Below are 19,648 nucleotides of genomic sequence, written 5' to 3' on the forward strand. Positions count from 1 at the left end.
GCCGGCACGCCCGGCCGCTCGGCCGCGGGCAGCACCGTATCGGTGGAGCTCACTTGACCTCTCCCCCTCCGGCCCGGGACCCGGCGCCCCGGCCACGGGCCACCGGCCGCGCGCCGCTTCGCCGTACGCGGTGACCTGGCGCCCCGTCAGGACGGCGGCCCAGGGGGCGGGCGACCTTCCGGTCGCCGCACCGCACCGATGCTCCCGATCGGGACCCTACACCAATTCCGTCACTCAATGACACGCACACTGAACTTAGAGTAATGGCGCGGAGGTGGGGAAATGCACCCGGTTCCGGCGGATCGGCCCGGTTGGCGGCGGCGCGCGGGCGGGGGCTCACGCGGCGCGCACGGGAGCATGCGACGGCGCCCACCGGCCCGGGGCCGGTGGGCGGGGTCCGCCGGCCGGTCCCGGACCGGGGGCGCGGGTCACCCGGTGGCGGTGGCCAGGTCGTCCGGGAAGAGCCGCAGCCGGTGGGCCAGCGCGGCCGCCTCGCCACGGCCGCCGACCGCGAGCTTGCCGAGGATGTTGGACACGTGCACGCTCGCGGTCTTCGGGGAGATGTACAGCTCCTCGGCTATCTGCCGGTTCGTCCAGCCGCGCGCGAGCAGCCGGAGCACGTCCCGCTCACGGGGGGTGAGCCCGAACGACTCCCCCGCCGGTGCGGCCTGCCCCGCGGGGGCCGCCGCGGGAGCGGACGGCGCCGGCGCCAGCCCGGCGCGGTCGGCCAGGCCGGTGATCTCGGCGACCAGCGGGCGGTCACCGCGTGCCTCGGCCAGTTCCCGCGCCTCGCGCAGGAGTTCGGCGGCCGCCTCGCGCCGCCCGGCCCGCACCTCGGCCTCGCCCGCCCTCAGCAGGCCGAGCGCCAGCGGGTGCGGCAGGGCCACCGGCCGCAGCAGGGCGACCGCGGCGGCCCACTGCTCCGGGGTGTCGGTGCCCCCGGCGCGGGCCAGCTCGCACTCCAGCAGCCGCGCCCAGCCGTGGTGCAACGGCGCCTTGGGGATGAGCCCGGCCGCCGCCGCGGCGATCCCGGCCAGCACCTCGGCCCGCCCGGCCTCGGCCTCCGGCAGGCCCCGGGAGTCCGCCTCCACCGCGGCCCCCTCGAACAGCAGCGGGTACACGTCGGCCTCGTCGCCGAGCCGCCGGACGTCCGCGAGCGCGGCGAGCGCGGCGAGCAGTTCGGCTCGGGCCTCCATCGGCCGGCCGTTCAGCCAGGCGATCCGCACCGCGAGCCGGCTGATCGGCGCCGAGTGCTGGATCTGGCCGACCCGGTTGGCCTCCCGGGCCCGGCCCATGAGGACCGCCGCCTTGGGCAGGTCACCCTTCAGCAGGGCGATCTCGCCGCGCATCCGCTCCAGGAACTCGGCATGGGCGAGGGTCGCCTCGTCCGGGTCGCAGTCGCCCAGCACCTCGACGGCCTCCGCGAGGCGCCCGAGGTCGATCAGCGCCTCGGCCAGGTTGCCGGTCAGGATGCTGCCGCTGTTGCGCACCAGGCCGTAGCCGGCGGCGTTCTCCAGGCCCTCGCGGGCCATCGCCACCGCCTCCTCGGACCGGCCGAGCCCGCGCAGCACGCTCGCGAGGTTGTTGATGCCGCGCAGCAGCACGTCCGGCGTGCCGACCCGCCGGGAGGCCTCGACGGCGGCCCGCAGCCCCGCCAGCCCGGACTCGGCGTCGCCATCCAGGTCGTACCGCAGGCCGGCGAGCGTCATCCGCGCGTGCTGCTCGACGGCGTGGGCGCCCACCTCGCGGGCGATCCGGATCGCCCGCTCGGCGAGCTCGATGTGCTCGGGCCCCGGGTGCTTGAGCATCGCGACGCCGGCGCCGAGCGCGAACACCTCGGCCTGCACCGCGGAGGGCGGCAGGTGGTCGACCAGCCGGTGCGCGTGCGCGATCTCCTCGTCGTCGCCCGAGCGCCGCAGGTGGCCGAGCATGCGGGCCCGGTTGATCCGGAACCAGGCCGCGCGCAGCGGGTCCACCGTCTCGTCGACCAGCTTGAGCGCCCGCTTGGCCAGGCTGAGCCCGCGCTCGCGGTCGCCGCTGCGCCGGGCGGCGACGACGGCCTCGGCGAGCACGTCGATCAGCTGGATCCGGTCGCAGTCCTCGTCCTGGGGACGGACGTCGCAGGAGCCGGGCGGGTAGGTCTCGGCCCAGTCGTACGGGCGCAGGGTGTGCGCGAGGACGTCCTCGGAGACCATGTCCCACAGTTCGAGGGCGCGTTCGAGCATGCGCAGCTGCTCGGCGAAGGCGTTGCGGCGCCGGGCGGCCCGGGCCGCGTCCAGGGCGGTCGGCAGGGCACGGGCCGGATCGTGCGCGTGGTACCAGTAGTTGGCGAGCCGGGCGGGCAGGGCGTCGCCGGGCACGAGGTGCGGCTCGGCCTCGACGGCGAGCGCGAACTTGCGGTTGATCCGGTGCCGTTCGCCGGGCAGGAGGTCGTCCGAGACGGCCTCGCGGACCAGTGCGTGCCGGAAGCGGTAGCCCTCGCCGTCGCCGTCCGGGCGCAGGATGTTGGCGCCGACGGCCGTGCGCAGGGCGCCGATCAGCTCCTCCTCGTCGGCCATCAGGTCGGCCAGGACGGCGGCGAGCAGGGCGTGCTCGACGTGTGAGCCGCCCTCGGCGGCGATCCGCACCACCTTCTGGGCCTCCTCGTCCAGGCTCTCCACCCGGACCAGCAGGATGTCGCGCAGCGAGTCGGTGAGGCCGGCCCCGCAGCCGTCCTCGAAGGCGGTGGCGAGCTCCTCGACGAAGAAGGGGTTGCCCTCGGAACGGCGGTGGATCCGGTCCACCAGCTGCCGGTCGGGCGCGGCGGTGCCGAGGATGCCGGCCAGCTGGGCGGCTACCTCGCCGCGGCGGAACCGCGCCAGCTCCAGCCGCTGGACGGTGCGCAGCCGGTCGAGCTCGGCGAGGAACGGGCGCAGCGGGTGGCGGCGGTGCAGGTCGTCGGTGCGGTAGGTGGCGACCAGCAGCACGCGGGCGCGGTGCAGGGTGCGGACCAGGTAGGCGAGGAGTTCGCGGGTGGAGCGGTCGGACCAGTGCAGGTCCTCGACGGCGATGACGAGCGTACGGTCCGCGCCGAGCCGTTCGATCAGCCTCGCGGTGTGCTCGAACAGCCGGGCCCGGCCGTACTCGTCGTTGGGTTCGCCGTCGGCGTCGCCGAACTCGGGCAGCAGGCGGGCGAGATGGCCCTCGCTGCCGGCGGCCGCGGCCTCCAGTTCGGGGCCGAGCGTGCGGTGCAGCCGGCGCAGGGCGCCCGCGAGCGGTGCGTACGGGAGTCCCTCGGCCCCGATCTCCAGACAGCCGCCCAGAGTGGTGACCACTCCCCCGCCGTGGCCTGCGCGGTCCAGGAACTCCTCCAGCAGGCGCGTCTTGCCGACGCCGGCCTCGCCGCCGATCAGGACGGTCTGCGGACTGCCGGTGCCGGCCCGGCGCAGCGCGTCCGCGAGCGCGGTGATCTCGGTGCCGCGGCCGACGAAGACGGGACTGACCGACATCTGCTGCATGGAGGCGAGCATGCCATAGGCCGTGGCAGCCGGCCGAGAGGATATCTCGCCCGGCGAACGCCCGGAGGGGGAGGCGCTCACTCGCGCCTCCCCCTCCGACTTCTCCTCGGCACCCGCCGGGTGCCGGTCCGTCAGCACTCCGTCTTCCGCGCGGCGCGGCGCTGGAAGCGCGCGGCGACCGGGCGGCGCAGGCCGCGGCGGGCCTCCTTGGCCTCGCGGACCAGGCGCTGGTGTTCGGCGTGGGCCTGGAGCTCGTGGACCTGCTGCTGGATGAGCTCGTACTCGATCACGGTGTTTCCCCTCGTGGGTTTCGTTCTTCCCTGTTGACCAAGAGCTTCCTCCCCCAGGGGGGTGCCCCACATCGGCAGGCTTCCCGATCTTCGGGGGCCCGGATGCCTTAGATGAGGCCCGTCGGGCACGACAAAGGCCCGGTTCCCTCCCAATCCGGGGGTGGAACCGGGCCTTAGGCCTTACTTAGGTGGCCTTAGACGCCTAAGACACCTTAGGAACTCAGGCAGAGACGCCCAGCTTCTCAAGGATCAGGTCCTTCACGCGGGCGGCGTCCGCCTGGCCGCGGGTGGCCTTCATGACCGCGCCCACGAGCGCGCCCACAGCCGCGACCTTGCCGTCGCGGATCTTGGCGGCGACGGCCTCGTTCTCGGCGATGGCCTGGTCGACCGCGGCGCCGAGCGCGGAGTCGTCCGAGACGACGGCCAGGCCGCGCTTCTCGACGACCTCGTCGGGCTCGCCCTCGCCGGCCAGCACGGCCTCGATGACCTGGCGGGCCAGCTTGTCGTTCAGCTTGCCCTCGGCGACCAGCGCGGCGACCCGGGCGACCTGCGCCGGGGTGATCGGCTGCTCGCTGAGCTCGGTGCCGGTCTCGTTGGCGCGGCGGGCCAGCTCGCCCATCCACCACTTGCGGGCCTGGTCGGCCGGGGCACCGGCCGCGATGGTCTCCTGGATCGGCCCGACCGCACCGGCGTTGAGGACGGACTGCATGTCCTTGTCGGACAGGCCCCACTCGGCCTGCAGGCGGGCCCGTCGCACGCGCGGCAGCTCGGGCAGGGCGGCGCGCAGCTCCTCGACCCACTCGCGCGGGGGGGCGATCGGGACCAGGTCCGGCTCGGGGAAGTAGCGGTAGTCCTCGGCGTTGTCCTTGATCCGGCCCGAGGTCGTGGTGCCGTTGTCCTCGTGGAAGTGGCGGGTCTCCTGGACGATGGTGCCGCCGTCGGTCAGCACGGTGGCGTGGCGCTGGATCTCGAACCGGGCGGCCCGCTCCACGCTGCGCAGCGAGTTGACGTTCTTGGTCTCGGAACGGGTGCCGAAGGTCTCGGTGCCGTTCGGGCGCAGCGACAGGTTCACGTCGCAGCGCATCTGGCCCTTGTCCATCCGGGCCTCGGAGACGCCCAGCGAGCGGATGACCTCGCGCAGCTCGGCGACGTACGCCTTGGCGACCTCGGGGGCCCGCTCGCCGGCGCCGGTGATCGGCTTGGTGACGATCTCGATCAGCGGGATGCCGGCCCGGTTGTAGTCGAGCAGCGAGTGGGTGGCCCCGTGGATGCGGCCCGTCGCGCCGCCGACGTGGCTGGACTTGCCGGTGTCCTCCTCCATGTGGGCGCGCTCGATCTCCACGCGGAAGGTCGAACCGTCCTCCAGCTGCACGTCGAGGTAGCCGTTGAAGGCGATCGGCTCGTCGTACTGCGAGGTCTGGAAGTTCTTGGGCATGTCCGGGTAGAAGTAGTTCTTCCGGGCGAACCGGCACCACTCGGCGATCTCGCAGTTGAGCGCCAGGCCGATCTTGACCGCCGACTCCACGCCGGTCGCGTTGACCACCGGCAGCGAGCCCGGCAGGCCCAGGCAGGTCGGGCAGGTCTGGCTGTTCGGCTCGGCGCCCAGCTCGGTCGAGCAACCGCAGAACATCTTGGTCTTGGTACCGAGCTCGACGTGGACCTCAAGGCCCATCACCGGGTCGTACGACGCGAGAGCGTCCTCGTAGGAGACCAGGTTCATGACGCTCACAGCGTCCCTTCTCACGTAAAGACTTGGGAGGTACGGGCCCGGCCGCCGCTCGCGCGGGGCCGGGCCTGGGCGCTCGGCTAGCCCAGCAGCACGTCGTCGGAGGCGAGCTGCCGCAGCTCGCGCACCAGCAGGGCGGTGCCGGTGATCAGCGCGGCGGCGCCGACGAGGGCGTTGACCAGCTTCAGGGTGTCGCTCTCCTCGCGGGCCTTGCGGACGTCCTTGACCACGGAGATCGCGCCGAAGGCGCTGGTGCCGATGGACAGCCACAGGCCGGGCTTGGTGTGCTTGAAGCCCTTCGCCTTTTCGATCTTGCTCACAGTGCCGGTGCCTCCTCCAGCAGGGTGTGCCCCCACTTGTCGTTGAGTGCGGCCTCGACGGCGCCGCCCACGCGGTACAGGCGGTCGTCCGCCATCGCGGGCGCGATGATCTGCAGGCCGACCGGGAGATTGTCCTCCGGAGCCAGGCCGACCGGCAGCGACATGGCCGCGTTGCCCGCCAGGTTGGACGGAATCGTGCACAGGTCGGCCAGGTACATCGCCATCGGGTCGTCGGCGCGCTCGCCGATCGGGAAGGCGGTGGTCGGCGTGGTCGGCGAGACCAGCACGTCCACCCCGGCGAACGCGGCGTCGAAGTCGCGCGAGATGAGCGTGCGCACCTTCTGGGCCGAGCCGTAGTAGGCGTCGTAGTAGCCCGAGGAGAGGGCGTAGGTGCCCAGGATGATGCGGCGCTTGACCTCGTCGCCGAAGCCGGCCTCGCGGGTCAGCGCGGTGACCTCCTCGGCCGAGCGGCTGCCGTCGTCGCCGACCCGCAGGCCGTAGCGCATCGCGTCGAAGCGGGCCAGGTTGGAGGAGCACTCCGACGGCGCGATCAGGTAGTACGCGGGCAGCGCGAGCGTGAAGGACGGGCAGGACACCTCGACGACCTCGGCACCCAGCTCGCGCAGGAGCTCCACCGACTCGTTGAAGCGCTGCATGACGCCGGCCTGGTAGCCCTCGCCGGCGAACTCCTTGACGACGCCGACCCGCATGCCGCGCACGTCGCGCATCTTCGCGGCCGCGACGACGGCCGGGACGGGCGCGTCGATCGAGGTGGAGTCCAGCGGGTCGTGCCCGGCGATGGCCTCGTGCAGCAGCGCCGCGTCCAGCACGGTGCGGGCGCACGGGCCGCCCTGGTCCAGCGAGGACGAGAACGCGACCAGGCCGTAGCGGGAGACCGCGCCGTAGGTCGGCTTCACGCCGACGGTGCCGGTGACGGCACCGGGCTGGCGGATCGAGCCGCCGGTGTCGGTGCCGATCGCCAGCGGGGCCTCGAAGGCGGCCAGCGCCGCGGCCGAACCGCCGCCGGAGCCGCCGGGGATGCGGGAGAGGTCCCACGGGTTCCCGGTCGGGCCGTACGCCGAGTTCTCGGTGGAGGAGCCCATCGCGAACTCGTCCATGTTGGTCTTGCCGAGGATGACGACACCGGCGTCCTTGAGGCGCGAGGTCAGCGTGGCGTCGTACGGCGGGATCCAGCCTTCGAGCATCTTCGACCCACAGGTGGTCGGGATGCCCTTGGTGGTGAAGACGTCCTTCAGCGCGAGCGGGACGCCGGCCAGCGGGCCCAGCTCCTCGCCCTTGGCGCGCTTCTCGTCGACCGCCTTGGCGGCGTTCAGCGCGCCCTCGGTGTCGACGTGCAGGAAGGCGTTGACCTTCTTGTCGACGGCGTCGATGCGGTCCAGGTGCGCCTGCGCGACCTCGACGGCGGAGACCTCGCCCTTGGCGATGGCGCTCGCGGTCTCGGCGGCGGTGTAGCGGATCAGGTCGGTCATCTCGGTCAGTCCTCCCCGAGGATCTGCGGCACACGGAAACGCTGCTCCTCGGCGGCGGGCGCGCTCGCGAGCGCCTGCTCCGGGGTGAGCGACGGCCGCACCTCGTCCGCCCGCATGACGTTGGTGAGCGGGAGCGGGTGGGAGGTCGGCGGGACGTCCTGTCCGGCGACCTCGGAAACGCGGGCGACCGCGCCGATGATCACGTCGAGCTGCTCGGCGAAGTGGTCCAGCTCTTCGGGCTTCAGCTCAAGACGCGACAGCCGGGCGAGGTGGGCGACCTCCTCGCGCGTGATGCCAGGCATGCAGCGATCCTCAGGGTGAGTTCTGGTGAGACCCGGCGCTGCTTCAGCGGTGCCGGGCCCGGGCAGGAGCAGCCGGCTCGGCGCTCCCGTCCTCGTGGTCTTTGGACCCCATCCTATGGGGCCCGGCCCGGCCACCGGCCAACGAGTAACCGGCGGCGGCGGTTACTGCGGCCTGGTCCGGGCCCAACTCTGCGTCCCCGGCGCGTTGATCTCCATCTGCGCGGCCTGCACGGCCTGCACCACGGGGGGCAGGACGGGCGGCAGGACCGGCGGGAGCGTCGGCGGCAGGACCGGCGGCATCGCCGGCTTGCCGCCCGGGACCTTCTGCACGGCCGGCTTGATGCCGGGCGGCAGCGTGGCGGCCAGCCGCTCCACGGTCGGGCTGCCGGTGCGGTGCACCCGCAGCCAGGCGGTGGCCTGCTCGGGCGGCAGCGCGGCCGACACCAGCCAGCCCTGCACCGCGTCCACCCCCATGCAGTGCAGCCGCTCCCAGGTCTCGTCGTCCTCGACTCCCTCGGCGACCACGGTCAGCCCCAGCGAGTGCGCGAGCTCCACCGAGCAGCGGACCACCGCCGCGTCGTGGTCGTCGGCGACCATCCGGGAGACGAAGGAGCGGTCGATCTTCAGCTCGCCGACCGGCAGGCTGCGCAGCCGCACCAGCGAGGAGTGCCCGGTGCCGAAGTCGTCCAGGGACATCCCGACGCCGTAGCCGCGCAGCTCGGCCAGGGTGTCGGCGGCCCGCCGGGAGTCGTCCAGCAGGAGCCGCTCGGTGATCTCCAGCTGGAGCGCGTGGGCCGGCACCTGATGGCGCACCAGGTGCCCGGCGACGCGCTGCGCGAAGCCCGGGTTGAGCACGTCGCGCGGCGAGACGTTCACCGCGACCTGCACCTGCAGGCCCTGGTCACGCCAGTACGCGAGCTGGCCGACCGCCGCCTCCAGCACGTAGTCGGTCAGCCGCGGCATCAGCCCGCTGGACTCGGCGAGCCCGACGAACTCGTCCGGCGACACCTTGCCCTGGCCCGGACGCTCCCAGCGCAGCAGCGCCTCCAGGCCCACCACCCGGCCGTCGAAGGCCACCTTCGGCTGGTAGTGCAGCTGCACCTCGCCGGTCTCCAGCGCGCGGCGCAGGTCCCCGAGGAGCCCGATCCGGTACGGGGTGTCGGCGTCCTGCGTCTCGTCGTACTGCTCGACGCCGCTGCGCCCGCGCTGGGCGTGGCCCATCGCGACGTCGGCGCGGCGCAGCAGCGACTCGGCGTCCTGGGCGTGCTGCGGGAAGACGCAGACGCCCGCGCTGGCCTCCAGGACGAGCAGCAGCCCGTCCAGCCGGATCGGGGCGGCGAGTTCGGCGATCAGGGCCTTGGCGACACGCTCCAGACAGTCCGGGTAGTTGATGCCGGGCAGCAGGACGGCGAACTCGTCGCCGCCCATCCGGGCCACCATCGGGCGGCCGCGGCGGTAGTGCCGGGGCAGGCCGGCGAACACGTCGTCGATGGACTCGCGGGTGGGCGTGCCGGCCGCGCCGCCGGAGCGCAGGGCGCGGTGCAGCCGGCGGGCGATGTGCACGAGGAGCCGGTCACCGGCAGTGTGGCCGAGGGTGTCGTTGAGTGATCGGAAGCGATCGAGGTCGAGCAGTATGAGACCGACGCTGTAGCCCTGTTCGTGCTCGGCGATCGCCTCCTGGGCGGCCAGCAGCAGGGCCTGACGGTTGGGCAGGTCCGTCAGCGGGTCGGTCAGCTGGTCGCGGGCGCGGTCCCGGGCGATCCGCCACGCCGCGACCAGGACGGCCAGCGGCACCGCGAACAGCGGCAACAGCTCGGGTTCGTACCGGTAGACCAGGACGGCCAGCGGGATGAGCGGCGCGGCTCCGGCCAGCAGCACGCCGAGCAGCAGGACCGCACCCGCCACCCCCTGCGGCGGGCGTGTGGGCGCGCCGCCGGTCGTACGATCCATAAGCCCTGTCCTCCGTCGGGCCCGCCCCGTCAGGCCGCCTTACGGTGAGGCACCGTGCCGGTACCGACTGCTGGCGGGCATGGAGCGACCCCGCGGAGTACCGGCTCAGCCGGTGCCCCCACCCCTGCTGACACTCTGTTGCGCTCCAGGGTATGCCGGGGCCCACCCGGTGGGCAGACTTTCGGACAACCGGAAACGCGCCACCGCGCCCGGGTGTCGCTCAGGGACACTGTGCCCGCTTTCGCCGAACGGCACCCGGTGACGTTGCATCAGGACGATAACAAGACGGATTCGGCCACTCGCGGCTCGGGTCAGCCCTCGGCGGGGACCTCCTCGGGGGCGCCCCCGGGGGCGTCCTCGGAGGCGTCGAGCCCCAGGTGGGCGCGGGCGGCGGCGGGCCCGTCGGCGAGCAGGACGGCGAAGCCGGCGTCGTCCAGGACGGGCAGGCCGAGCTGAACGGCCTTGTCGTACTTGGACCCGGGGTTGTCACCGGCGACCACGAAGTCGGTCTTCTTCGAAACCGAACCAGTCACCTTCGCTCCGCGCGAGGTCAGCGCCTCCTTGGCGCCGTCCCGGGTGTGCCCGGACAGGGTGCCCGTCACCACCACGGTCAGCCCCTCCAGCGGGCGCTCCGCCTCCTCCTCGTCCGCGGGCTCCTCGACGAAGCGGACGCCGGCCGCGCGCCACTTCTCCAGGATCTCGCGGTGCCACTCCTCCTGGTACCACTCGATGACGGACCGGGCGATCGTCGGTCCGACCCCCTCGACGGCCGCCAGCTCCTCCTCGGTGGCCGAGAAGATCCGGTCGAGGTCGCGGAACTCCCGCGCCAGCTCCTGGGCCGCGACCGGACCGACGTGCCGGATCGACAGGCCGTTGAGGAACCGCCAGAGCGGCCGGTCCTTCACCTTCTCCAGGTTCTCCAGCAGCAGTTCGGTGTTCTTCTTCGGCTGCCCCTTGAGGTTCGCGAAGAAGAAGACCTCCTTCTCCTCGCCGGTGACGTCGTCCAGCTTGGGCATGCCGGTCTTCTGGTCGCGGACCAGCACCTTGATCGGCAGCAACTGCTCCACCGTCAGGCCGAAGACGTCGCCCTCGTTGCGCACCGGCGCCTCGGCCGGCGCCAGCGGCTGGGTCAGCGCGGTGGCCGCGACGTACCCGAGGCCCTCGACGTCCAGGCACGACCGCCCGCCCAGGAAGGCGATCCGCTCCCGGATCTGGGCCGGGCAGTGCTGCGCGTTCGGGCAGCGCAGGTCGATGTCGCCCTCCGCCATCGGACGCAGCTCGCTGCCGCACTCCGGGCAGTGCGTGGGCATCACGAACTCCCGCTCGGTGCCGTCCCTCCGGTCGTAGACCGGGCCGAGGATCTCCGGGATGACGTCTCCGGCCTTGCGCAGCACGATGGTGTCGCCGAGCAGGACGTCCTTGGCCTTGACGATCTCCCGGTTGTGCAGCGTCGCGTACTGCACCATCGAACCGGCCACCCGGACCGGCTCGGCCAGCACGGCGTACGGGGTGGCCCGTCCCGTACGCCCGATCCCGACCTTGATCTCCGCCAGCCTGCCGGTGACCTCCTCCGGCGGGTACTTCCACGCGATCGCCCAGCGCGGGGACTTGGAGGTGGCGCCGAGGCGCCCCTGGAGGGCGATCTCGTCCACCTTGACCACGACGCCGTCGATCTCGTGCTCGACCGAGTGCCGCTGCTCGCCGAAGCGCTTGATGAACGCCCGCACCTCGTCGAGCGTCCCGACCACCTCGTTGTGCCGGGCGGTGGGCAGGCCCCACTCGTGCAGCAGGTCGTAGGCGTGCGACTGGTTGTCGATGTCGAAGCCGACCCGGGCGCCGATGCCGTGCACCACCATGTGCAGCGGACGCGAGGCGGTGACCAGCGGGTCCTTCTGGCGCAGCGAACCGGCGGCGGCGTTGCGGGGGTTCATGAACAGCCGGATCAACGCCCGGGGCCGCTTGCCCTCCTTGGCGCGCTCCTCGTTCTCCTGGCGGCGGCGCTCGTTCTCCTCCGCGAACGAGGCGTTGAGCGCGTCGAAGGCCTCGGTCGGGAAGTAGACCTCGCCGCGGATCTCCACCAGCTCGGGGACGTTGTCGCCCTTGAGCTGCTGCGGGATCTCCTTGATGGTGCGGACGTTGGGGGTGATGTCCTCGCCCACCCGGCCGTCGCCGCGCGTCGCGGCCTGCACCAACTGGCCGTTCTCGTAGGTGAGGTTGACGGCCAGGCCGTCCACCTTGAGCTCGCACAGGTAGTGGTAGTCGATGCCGGCCAGCTCGCCCGCGACGCGCTCCGCCCAGGCGGCGAGCTCGTCGTCGTCCATGGCGTTGTCGAGGCTGAGCAGGCGCTCGCGGTGCTCGACCGAGGCGAACAGCTCGGTCGGGGCGCCACCGACCTTCTGGGTCGGCGAGTCCGGGGTGACGAGGGCCGGGTGCTCGGCCTCCAGCGCCTCCAACGCGCGCATCAGGCCGTCGAACTCGGCGTCGGAGACGACCGGGGCGTCCTGCTCGTAGTAGCGGGCGCGGTGGTCGGTGATCTCCGCCGCCAGCTCGGCGTGCCGCCTGCGCACCTCCGCCGGGACGTCCTCCCAGCCCTCGACAGCCACCACCGCAAGCCTCCTACGTTCTCATTCCGGGTTGTCCACCAGGCTCTGCGCCGCCCGCGCCGCGAGCAGCAGCGCCTTGCGCGCGTACGCCGGGGAGGCCCCGGCCAGCCCGCAGGTCGGTGTCACGAGGACACGACGGCCCAGCAGCTCCGGGGCGAACCCGAGCCTGCGCCACAAGGTCCTGACACCCTGGACACTACCGGCCGGGTCGGACACCTCCTGGTCAGTGGAGGGGACGACACCCGCGAGGATCGCCGTGCCCGCCTCGACCGCCTCGCCGAGGTCGTCGTCGGCGCGCTCGGTCAGCAGCGAGAAGTCCAGCGAGACGCCGGCGACGCCCGCCCGGCGCAGCAGCGGGATCGGCACCTCGGGCGCGCAGCAGTGCACGACGACCGGTGCGTCCAGGGCGCGGATCAGCTCGCGCAGCGCCTCCTCGGCGACCTGGCGGTCCACCGCGCGCAACCGCTGGAAGCCGCTCGCGGTCTTCACCGAGCCGGCCAGCACGGCGGGCAGCGAGGGCTCGTCGAGCTGGAGCACCACCTCCGCGCCCGGCACCCGCTTGCGGACCTCGGCGAGGTGGCGGCGCAGGCCCTCGGCGAGCGACTCGGCGATGTCCCGGCAGGCGCCGCGGTCGGCGAGCGCCTTCTCGCCGTGCTTGAGCTCGATCGAGGCGGCCAGCGTCCACGGCCCGACGGCCTGGACCTTGAGCGGGCCCCGGTGGCCCTGGGTGTGCTCCTCCAGCGCGTCGAGGTCCTCGCCGAGCCACGAGCGGGCCCGCCGGGTGTCCCGGCCGGGGCGGTCGGCGAAGCGCCAGCCGCTCGGCTCGGTCTGCGCGAACAGCTCGGCCAGCAGGCCGGCGCTGCGGCCGATCATGTCGGCGCCCGGCCCGCGCGCGGGCAGCTCGGGGAGGAACGGCAGGTGCTCCAGCGCCCCCGTGGAGGTCCTGGCGGCCTCCCGCGCGTCGGTGCCGGGCAGCGAGCCGACGCCGGTGGCGGCGCCGTGCAGGTCGGGGAAGGGGTGTGGGGTGCTCACCCGTCCGAGCCTAGTGCGCCGCCGACCGGCCCCGGATCAGTGGCCCGGGCGGACGCTGATGTCCGTGATCTCCGCGTCGCGGCTGGCGTCCAGGGCCGCGAGGACCGCCTTCGCGACGGACTCCGGCTCGATCCAGCGGCCGGCGTCGTAGGACCTGCCCTCCTGCTGGTGCACCTTGACCTGCATCGCTGTGGCGGTGCGGCCCGGGTACACCGAGGTGACGCGCACCCCGCCGGCGTGCTCCTCCTCGCGCAGCGCGTCGGCGAGCGCCTTGAGGCCGTGCTTGCTCGCCGCGTACGCCGCCCACTCGGCGCCGGCCCGCAGGCCCGCACCGGAGTTGACGAACACGACGTGGCCCTTGGCGAGGCGCAGCGAGGGCAGCAGGAGGCGGGTCAGCTCGGCCGGGGCGACGAGGTTGACGCCGAGCGTCTCGTTCCACGCCTTGACCGGCAGGTCGCCGACCGGGCCGAGCTCGACCACGCCCGCGACGTGCAGCAGCGAGTCCAGCTCGACCGGCAGCTCCTGGTGGCCGAAGGCCCAGGCGAGCTTGGCCGGGTCGCCCAGGTCGCCGACCAGGGTGCGGGCGCCGGGGAAGCGCTCGCGCAGTTCGGCGGCGCGGCGGGCGTCGCGGGCCAGGAGCCAGAGGTCGTCCCCGCGCTCGGCGAGGCGTCCGGCCAGGACGGCGCCGATGCCGGAGCCGGCGCCGGTGATCAGATGTGCAGCCATGGGGCCGATCCTCTCAGGCCTTGAGCTGCGCAAACACCTCGGCGGGCGTGTCGGCGAAGGAGATCAGGTCGCCGAGCGCGCGCGGCAGGAAACCCTCGTCGTCCATCCGCTCCAGCTGGGTGCGCAGGCCGGAGTAGAACCCCTCGCTGTCGAGGACGACGACGGGCTTCTCGAACATCCCGTGCTTCTTGAGCTCCAGCACCTCGGTGACCTCGTCGAGCGTGCCCAGCCCGCCGACCAGCACGACGATGGCGTCCGCGCGGGCCGCGAGCTCCGCCTTCCGCTCGGCCAGGTCACGGGTCATGACGAGCTCGTCGGCGCCGTCGTACCCCTTGTGCTTCAGCATCTCGACCATGACGCCGACCAGCTTCCCGCCGGCCGCCTTCACCCCGTCGGCCAGCAGGCCCATCAGGCCGGCGTTCGAGCCGCCCCAGACCAGGGTGTGCCCGCCCTCGCCGAGGAGCCGGGCGAACTCGGCGGCGGGAGCGGAGTAACGGTCGTCGAGCGAGTACGCGGAGCAGAAGACAGTGATGTTCATAGTGCTGTTTGGTCTATCACGCGGACCGGGGACCGCTCACCGGGGTTTCAGGCCCGGACGGCCGGGCGCTCGGTCGTCGCGATGGTCGCGGAGCCGACCACCCGGGTGCCGTCGTACAGCACCACGGCCTGGCCGGGGGCGATGCCGCGGGCCGGCGAGTCCAGGTCGACGCGGAGCTCACCGTCCACGACGGAGGCCGAGACCGGCACCTCCTCGCCGTGTGCGCGCAGTTGGGCGGTGTAACGCCCGTCGGCGGCCGGCTCGCCGCCGCACCAGCGCGGGCGGATCGCGGTCAGCCCGACCACGTCCAGGCCCTCGGCCGGGCCGACCGTGACGGTGTTGTTCACCGGCGAGATGTCGAGCACGTAGCGCGGCTTGCCGTCCGGCGCCGGGCGGCCGATCCGCAGGCCCTTGCGCTGGCCGATGGTGAAGCCGTACGCGCCGTCGTGCTCGCCGAGCTTGGTGCCGTCCACGTCGAGGATGTCGCCGGTCGCGGTGCCGAGGTGCCGGGCGAGGAAGCCCTGGGTGTCGCCGTCCGCGATGAAGCAGATGTCGTGGCTGTCCGGCTTCTTGGCGACGGCCAGGCCCCGGCGCTCGGCCTCCTCGCGGATGACGTCCTTGGTGGTGTCGCCGAGCGGGAACAGCGAGTGGGCCAGCTGCTCGGCGTCCAGCACGCCGAGCACGTACGACTGGTCCTTGGCGGCGTCCACGGCGCGGTGGAGCTCGCGGCGGCCGTCCGGCAGGTCGACGATCCGGGCGTAGTGGCCGGTGCAGACGGCGTCGAAGCCGAGCGCGACCGCCTTGTCCAGCAGTGCGGCGAACTTGATCTTCTCGTTGCAGCGCAGGCAGGGGTTGGGGGTGCGGCCGGCCGCGTACTCGGCGACGAAGTCGTCGATCACGTCCTCGCGGAAGCGCTCGGCGAGGTCCCACACGTAGAAGGGGATGCCGATGACGTCGGCGGCGCGGCGGGCGTCCCGGGAGTCCTCGATGGTGCAGCAGCCGCGGGCGCCGGTCCGGAAGGACTGCGGGTTCGACGACAGCGCCAGGTGGACGCCGGTCACCTCGTGCCCCGCTTCGGCGGCACGGGCGGCGGCGACGGCGGAGTCCACCCCGCCGGACATCGCCGCGAGCACGCGCAGACGGCCAGTGGACGGAGCGGTCGGGGCACCCGGGAAGTCAGTCATGATGCCCCCAAGCGTACGTGCTGCCCCCGGTGTTCCCCGAGCCGATGACGACGAGCGCCACGGGCCGATGACGGGCGGCCGCTCAGGAGAAGTGCCCGAGTGCGTCGACCCCGTGCGTCGATCCCGCGGCGCGGCTAGCGGCGGACCGCCATCGGGCCCGCGTTGCGGGCGCGTTGGACGGCGGGGGCGATGGCCTGGGCCAGGGCCTTCACGTCGTCCTGGGTGGAGGTGTGGCCGAGGGAGAAGCGCAGGGACGCGCGGGCCAGGAGCGGGTCGGCGCCCATCGCCAGCAGCACGTGGCTGGGCTGCGGGACGCCCGCCGAGCACGCTGAGCCGGTCGAGCACTCGATGCCCTGGGCGTCGAGGAGCATGAGCAGGGCGTCGCCCTCGCAGCCGGGGAAGGAGAAGTGCGCGTTGGCGGGCAGCCGGCCCCCGGGGGCCGGATCGCCGTTGAGCACCGCGTCGGGCACCGCGGCCAGCACCGAGGCGATCAGGTCGTCCCGAAGCGCGCCGAGCGCCGCCGCGTGCTCGGCCCGCCGTTCGACGGCGATGGCCGCGGCCGCCGCGAAGCCGGCTGCGGCGGGGGCGTCGAGGGTGCCGGAGCGGACGTCGCGTTCCTGGCCGCCGCCGTGCAGCAGCGGGACGGGCGCGGCGCCGCGCGAGAGCAGCAGCGCGCCGATGCCGAACGGGCCGCCGATCTTGTGCCCGGTGACGGTGACCGCGGTGAGCCCGGAGTCGGCGAAGGACACCTCGACCTGACCGAGCGCCTGCACCGCGTCGGCGTGCATCGGAATGCCGAACTCGGCCGCCACGGCGGCGAGTTCCCGCACCGGCTGGACGGTGCCGACCTCGTTGTTCGCCCACATCACGGTGACCAGGGCGACCGAGTCCGGGTCCCGTTCGATCGCCTCGCGCAGCGCCTGCGGATGGACCCGCCCGAGGCCGTCGACCGGCAGGTACTCGACGGTGGCGCCCTCGTGTTCGGAGAGCCAGTGCACCGCGTCGAGCACCGCGTGGTGCTCGACCGGGCTGCACAGCACCCGCGTGCGGGCCGGGTCGGCGTCCCGCCGGGCCCAGTAGAGGCCCTTGACGGCGAGGTTGTCGGACTCGGTGCCGCCGCCGGTGAGGACGATCTCGCTCGGCCGGGCGCCCAGCGAGTCGGCGAGCGACTCGCGGGCCTCCTCGACGACGCGGCGGGCCCGGCGGCCGGCCGCGTGCAGGGAGGAGGCGTTGCCGACGACACCGAGGTGCGCCGTCATCGCCTCGATCGCCTCGGGCAGCATCGGCGTGGTCGCCGCATGGTCCAGGTATGGCATAACCATCCGATTGTAGAGGGCCGTACCCGGCACCGTTCCCGGCCTGCGCACCCGAATCCGGCCGGGGCCGCGTCACGGCGCGGCCGGAGCCCGGACGGCCGCGTCCGGCGCCGGTTTGACCCGCCGCGCCGTCCGGTGGTTAGCCTGACGGACACTTCTCGTCGGAACCCGGGGGATGCCATGTCGCAGTCGGTCGACCGCGCCCTCACGCTACTCGGCTCGCTCGGCGACGGTCCGGTGACCCTGGAGCAGGCGGCGACCAGCATCGGCGTCCACAAGTCCACCGCGCTGCGCCTGCTGCGCACGCTGGAGGAGCACGGCTTCGCGCAGCGCCAGCCGGACCGGCGCTACCGCCTGGGCGGCCGACTGCTGTCCCTGGCGCACCGGGCGCTGGAGGAGATCGACGTCCGCCAGGTGGCCGCGCCGTACCTGGCCGCGCTGAACGCGCGCAGCGGTCTCACCGTCCAGCTGGCCGTGCTGGAGGACGGCGAGGTGCTGTACGTCGACGAGGTCGCCGGGCTCGGCGCCCGGCGGCCGTCCCGGATCGGGCGGCGCGCGCCGGCCGCGGGGACGGCGATCGGGCGTGTGCTGCTGGCCGGGCGGCCGGAGGACGGCGCCCGCGAGGAGGAGCTGCCGCCGGAGCTGGCGGCGGTGCGCCGCCGGGGCTGGGCGGCGGAGGCCGCCGAGCACCGCGAGCCGGTGACGTGCGTGGCCGCACCGGTGTCGGGCAGCGGTGGGCGCACGGTCGCGGCGTGCGCGGTGAGCGCGCCGGTGAGCGAGGTGCCGCCGGGCGAGCTGGCCCGGATGGTGCCGGAGCTGCTGTGCACGGCGGAGGCGATCTCGCTGGCGTACGGCGGCTCGCCTACTCCTCGCTGGTGCGAGAACCGTTGCGGTGCCAGGCCCGCGGGGCGCGCCAGCCGTACTTGAGGGCGAGCATCCGCAGCACGAAGGCGGTGAGCGCGGCGGCGGTGCCGGTGGCGCCGGTGAGCCGGTCGAGGCCGATCAGCACGGCGACCAGGGCGGCGCCGACCAGGGCGGGCACGGCGTAGATCTCGCGGTCCCAGCGCAGCAGTGAGGGGATCTCCCCGGCGAGGACGTCCCGGATGACGCCGCCGCCGGCCGCGGTGACCATGCCGAGCGCCACGGACGCGACGGCGCCGAGCCCGTAGTCGTGGGCCTTGGCGGTGCCGGTGACGCAGAACAGCCCGAGACCGAGCGCGTCGAGCGTCTGGACGGCCCGGTTGATCCGCTCGACCTCGGGGTGCAGGAAGAAGACGACGAAACCGGCCACGAGCGGCGTCAGGAAGTAGCCGAGGTTGCTGAACGCGGCGACCGGGGTGGCCCCGATGACGAGGTCGCGCATGACACCGCCGCCGAGCGCGGTGACCTCGGCGAGCACGCAGATCCCGAAGATGTCCATGTTCTTGCGGACGGCGAGCAGCCCTCCGGAGAGGGCGAAGACGAAGATGCCGACGAGGTCCAGCGACTGCTGCACGTCGGAGGGGAAGATCTGCGAGGTCACGGGAACAACTATGACCTGCGCGGACCTCCCCCTCCGACGGCCGGTACGTCAGGCCTTCGCGTCCACGAGGGTGTCCGTGGCCGCGTTCTCCGGGAAGTGGCAAGCCACTTGGTGCCCGGTGCGCATGGCGGCCAGCGGGGGCTCCTGCGTGGCGCAGATCTCCTGCGCCTTCCAGCAGCGGGTGCGGAACCGGCAACCGCTGGGCGGGTTGATCGGCGAGGGGACGTCGCCCTTCAACAGGATGCGCTCGCGGCCGGCGCGCTGGCGGCGGCGCGGGTCGGGCACCGGCACCGCGGACATCAGCGCGGTGGTGTAGGGGTGCATCGGGTTGCTGTAGAGCGAGTCCCGGTCGGCGATCTCGACGACCTTGCCGAGGTACATCACGGCGACCCGGTCCGAGACGTGCCGGACCACCGAGAGGTCGTGCGCGATGATCAGGTAGGTCAGCCCGAGCTCGCGCTGGAGGTCGTCCAGCAGGTTGACCACCTGGGCCTGGATCGAGACGTCGAGCGCGGAGACCGGCTCGTCGGCGACGATCATCTTGGGCCGCAGGGCGAGCGCCCGGGCGATGCCGATGCGCTGGCGCTGGCCGCCGGAGAACTCGTGCGGGTAGCGGTTGTAGTGCTCGGGGCTGAGCCCGCACAGCTCCAGCAGTTCCTGGACGGCCTTCTTGAGCCCGCCCTCCGGCACCGCGTCCTGGAGCCGGAACGGTGCGCCGACGATGGTGCCGACGGTGTGCCGCGGGTTGAGCGAGGAGTACGGGTCCTGGAAGATCATCTGGATGTCGCGGCGCAGCGGCCGCATGGCGCCGGCGCCCAGGTGGGTGATGTCGGTGCCCTCGAACTCGATCGTGCCGCCGGTCGGCTCGTCGAGCCGGGTGACCAGCCGGCCCATCGTCGACTTGCCGCAACCGGACTCGCCGACGACGCCCAGCGTCTCGCCGGCGTTGACGGTGAAGTCGATGCCGTCGACGGCCCGCACCGCGCCGGTCTGGCGCCGCAGCAGCCCGCTGCGGATCGGGAAGTGCCGGGTCAGGCCGGTCACCTTCAGCAGCGGCTCGCGGTCGGAGGCGGGCGCCGGCGACGGGATCGCCGTCTGAGTCGCCTGAGTGTCCGTCATCGGTTCTCTCCAGAAAGGTGGTACGAGGCCGGG

At 73.5% G+C, this 19,648-nt stretch carries 16 protein-coding genes; 1 reads left to right on the forward strand and 15 read right to left on the reverse strand.

Annotation, left to right across the window (positions count from 1 at the left end; all coding sequences use genetic code 11):
• Nucleotides 1–428: 428 nt before the first annotated feature.
• From AB0C76_RS24485 to AB0C76_RS24545, 13 genes are all read right to left on the reverse strand, one after another.
• On the reverse strand, nucleotides 429–3,497 hold the full coding sequence (locus tag AB0C76_RS24485; protein ID WP_359969264.1) for an AAA family ATPase: 3,069 nt from the start codon (nucleotides 3,495–3,497) through the stop codon (nucleotides 429–431).
• 131 nt (nucleotides 3,498–3,628) lie between these two features.
• Nucleotides 3,629–3,787 carry a hypothetical protein gene (locus AB0C76_RS24490; protein ID WP_359969267.1) on the reverse strand — a complete coding sequence of 53 codons (159 nt, stop codon included), beginning with the start codon at nucleotides 3,785–3,787 and terminating at the stop codon, nucleotides 3,629–3,631.
• 220 nt (nucleotides 3,788–4,007) lie between these two features.
• Nucleotides 4,008–5,516 (reverse strand): Asp-tRNA(Asn)/Glu-tRNA(Gln) amidotransferase subunit GatB, encoded by a 1,509-nt coding sequence (gene gatB / locus AB0C76_RS24495; RefSeq protein ID WP_359969269.1) that lies wholly within the window; start codon nucleotides 5,514–5,516, stop codon nucleotides 4,008–4,010.
• 77 nt (nucleotides 5,517–5,593) lie between these two features.
• The gene (locus tag AB0C76_RS24500; protein ID WP_359969272.1) at nucleotides 5,594–5,833 is read right to left on the reverse strand and encodes a hypothetical protein; all 240 of its coding nucleotides are present in this window, start codon (nucleotides 5,831–5,833) and stop codon (nucleotides 5,594–5,596) included.
• Nucleotides 5,830–7,323 (reverse strand): Asp-tRNA(Asn)/Glu-tRNA(Gln) amidotransferase subunit GatA, encoded by a 1,494-nt coding sequence (gene gatA, locus AB0C76_RS24505; RefSeq protein ID WP_359969275.1) that lies wholly within the window; start codon nucleotides 7,321–7,323, stop codon nucleotides 5,830–5,832. The genes AB0C76_RS24500 and gatA overlap by 4 nt, the downstream gene beginning before the upstream one ends.
• A 5-nt stretch (nucleotides 7,324–7,328) precedes the next feature.
• Complete coding sequence (gene gatC, locus AB0C76_RS24510) at nucleotides 7,329–7,625, reverse strand: Asp-tRNA(Asn)/Glu-tRNA(Gln) amidotransferase subunit GatC (RefSeq protein WP_329927886.1); 297 nt, start codon at nucleotides 7,623–7,625, stop codon at nucleotides 7,329–7,331.
• Between the two features lie 162 nt (nucleotides 7,626–7,787).
• Entirely contained in the window at nucleotides 7,788–9,575 is a 1,788-nt protein-coding gene (locus AB0C76_RS24515; RefSeq protein ID WP_359969278.1) for a bifunctional diguanylate cyclase/phosphodiesterase, read from the reverse strand.
• Between the two features lie 311 nt (nucleotides 9,576–9,886).
• Nucleotides 9,887–12,178 carry an NAD-dependent DNA ligase LigA gene (ligA, locus tag AB0C76_RS24520; protein ID WP_359969415.1) on the reverse strand — a complete coding sequence of 764 codons (2,292 nt, stop codon included), beginning with the start codon at nucleotides 12,176–12,178 and terminating at the stop codon, nucleotides 9,887–9,889.
• 21 nt (nucleotides 12,179–12,199) lie between these two features.
• Complete coding sequence (locus tag AB0C76_RS24525) at nucleotides 12,200–13,210, reverse strand: methionine synthase (protein ID WP_359969281.1); 1,011 nt, start codon at nucleotides 13,208–13,210, stop codon at nucleotides 12,200–12,202.
• A 36-nt stretch (nucleotides 13,211–13,246) separates the two neighbouring features.
• Nucleotides 13,247–13,936, reverse strand: a complete 690-nt coding sequence (locus tag AB0C76_RS24530; protein ID WP_359969284.1) for an SDR family oxidoreductase — start codon at nucleotides 13,934–13,936, stop codon at nucleotides 13,247–13,249.
• A 13-nt stretch (nucleotides 13,937–13,949) separates the two neighbouring features.
• Nucleotides 13,950–14,474, reverse strand: a complete 525-nt coding sequence (locus AB0C76_RS24535; RefSeq protein ID WP_359969287.1) for a TIGR00730 family Rossman fold protein — start codon at nucleotides 14,472–14,474, stop codon at nucleotides 13,950–13,952.
• 47 nt (nucleotides 14,475–14,521) lie between these two features.
• A complete protein-coding gene (mnmA, locus tag AB0C76_RS24540) occupies nucleotides 14,522–15,658 on the reverse strand; it encodes a tRNA 2-thiouridine(34) synthase MnmA (protein ID WP_359969290.1) in 1,137 nt (378 codons plus the stop codon).
• A gap of 134 nt (nucleotides 15,659–15,792) precedes the next feature.
• Entirely contained in the window at nucleotides 15,793–16,974 is a 1,182-nt protein-coding gene (locus AB0C76_RS24545) for a cysteine desulfurase family protein (RefSeq protein WP_359969293.1), read from the reverse strand.
• Between the two features lie 180 nt (nucleotides 16,975–17,154).
• On the opposite strand from AB0C76_RS24545, the gene AB0C76_RS24550 reads away from it, so the two are divergent.
• Nucleotides 17,155–17,901, forward strand: coding sequence for an IclR family transcriptional regulator (locus AB0C76_RS24550; RefSeq protein ID WP_359969296.1), 747 nt, complete (start codon nucleotides 17,155–17,157; stop codon nucleotides 17,899–17,901).
• On the opposite strand, the gene AB0C76_RS24555 is transcribed toward AB0C76_RS24550, so the two are convergent.
• Nucleotides 17,837–18,496: a trimeric intracellular cation channel family protein gene (locus AB0C76_RS24555; RefSeq protein WP_359969299.1), complete on the reverse strand. Its 660-nt coding sequence runs from the start codon at nucleotides 18,494–18,496 to the stop codon at nucleotides 17,837–17,839. The two genes, AB0C76_RS24550 and AB0C76_RS24555, sit on opposite strands and share 65 nt — an antisense overlap.
• Before the next feature lie 48 nt (nucleotides 18,497–18,544).
• Nucleotides 18,545–19,615, reverse strand: coding sequence for a dipeptide ABC transporter ATP-binding protein (locus tag AB0C76_RS24560; protein ID WP_359969302.1), 1,071 nt, complete (start codon nucleotides 19,613–19,615; stop codon nucleotides 18,545–18,547).
• Nucleotides 19,616–19,648 lie beyond the last annotated feature (33 nt).

This window comes from Kitasatospora sp. NPDC048722 (genome assembly GCF_040650235.1).
Lineage (GTDB): Bacteria > Actinomycetota > Actinomycetes > Streptomycetales > Streptomycetaceae > Kitasatospora.